The organism is Halorubrum sp. SS7 (genome assembly GCF_005435055.1).
Classification (GTDB): domain Archaea; phylum Halobacteriota; class Halobacteria; order Halobacteriales; family Haloferacaceae; genus Halorubrum; species Halorubrum salinarum.
Genome location: NZ_SGXV01000113.1, coordinates 232 through 1133, shown reverse-complemented (window position 1 = coordinate 1133; position 902 = coordinate 232). Strand labels below are relative to the sequence as shown.

Genomic DNA, 902 nt, shown 5'->3' with positions numbered 1-902 from the left:
AGTACGTTGAGCGGTTGGCCGCCGACGCGGACGCCGAGGTTTACGCCGGCGTGATCACGCTTGACGACACGGGTGACGGCCGGGATGCAACGTTGCGGAGTCTGTCTACTCCCGACAGACCCCCGATCACTGAGGTCGAAGACTACGTCGACTCGAACGGGGACGCGAGGTTCGAACTTGGCGGAGATATCATTCCTGGTGAGGACGAGGTAGGTGGTAACTCGCCGCTTCCGCACGCGCTCGACGTCGCTCGCGAGTACCTCAACGACCAGGTCGCTAACGATCCTAACGGGGTTGGCCTACCGAGTGACCCAAACAAAGAGATCATACTGCTGTCGGATGGGGCGCCTAGCTACGGGACAGGTGGCGGCGGTTCGCAGGCGGGAACCGGCCGGGGCGCACTAATCGACCCCGATGACAACTTGGTACAAGATAGCAGCGGCGATAACATCGTTTCCGACTTCTTCGACGGAAGTGCGAACAACTCTGATATCAAATATCCCAACCCAGAAACAGATCCTTCCTTTGGGACGGCCCGAGCTGAGACAGTGCTTGTCGCACGAGACCTCGACGGTGAGACCTTCGCACCGGGTACTCCGCAAGAACAGACGCAAACCGCCAAAGTCGACAATCCTGATCAAGACGGAGACCCCGCTGACATCTCTGGAGACAACGGAATAACCGTTAAGGGGATCGTAAGCTACGATCCAAGCAATCTTGACCCTGACGCAGAAGACAGGGCAGAAAACACGCTCCAGGCGATCTCAACGGGGCAAGGTGCCGGGAACTTCTACAACCTCCCACAGAGCACTCCGGAAGACGTCGGAGACGACGTCTTCGCGGACACTAACGTCCAGACCGGCGGCGAGGAGATCATCTTCCGCGGGACGCTCGACGAGCTA

The 902-nt window shown here is 59.1% G+C and carries 1 protein-coding gene; it reads left to right on the top strand.

Annotated features, from left to right (window positions below; genetic code table 11):
- The coding region (locus EXE44_RS20390; RefSeq protein WP_199241253.1) for a hypothetical protein at positions 1 to 902 on the top strand (902 nt) is incomplete at both ends.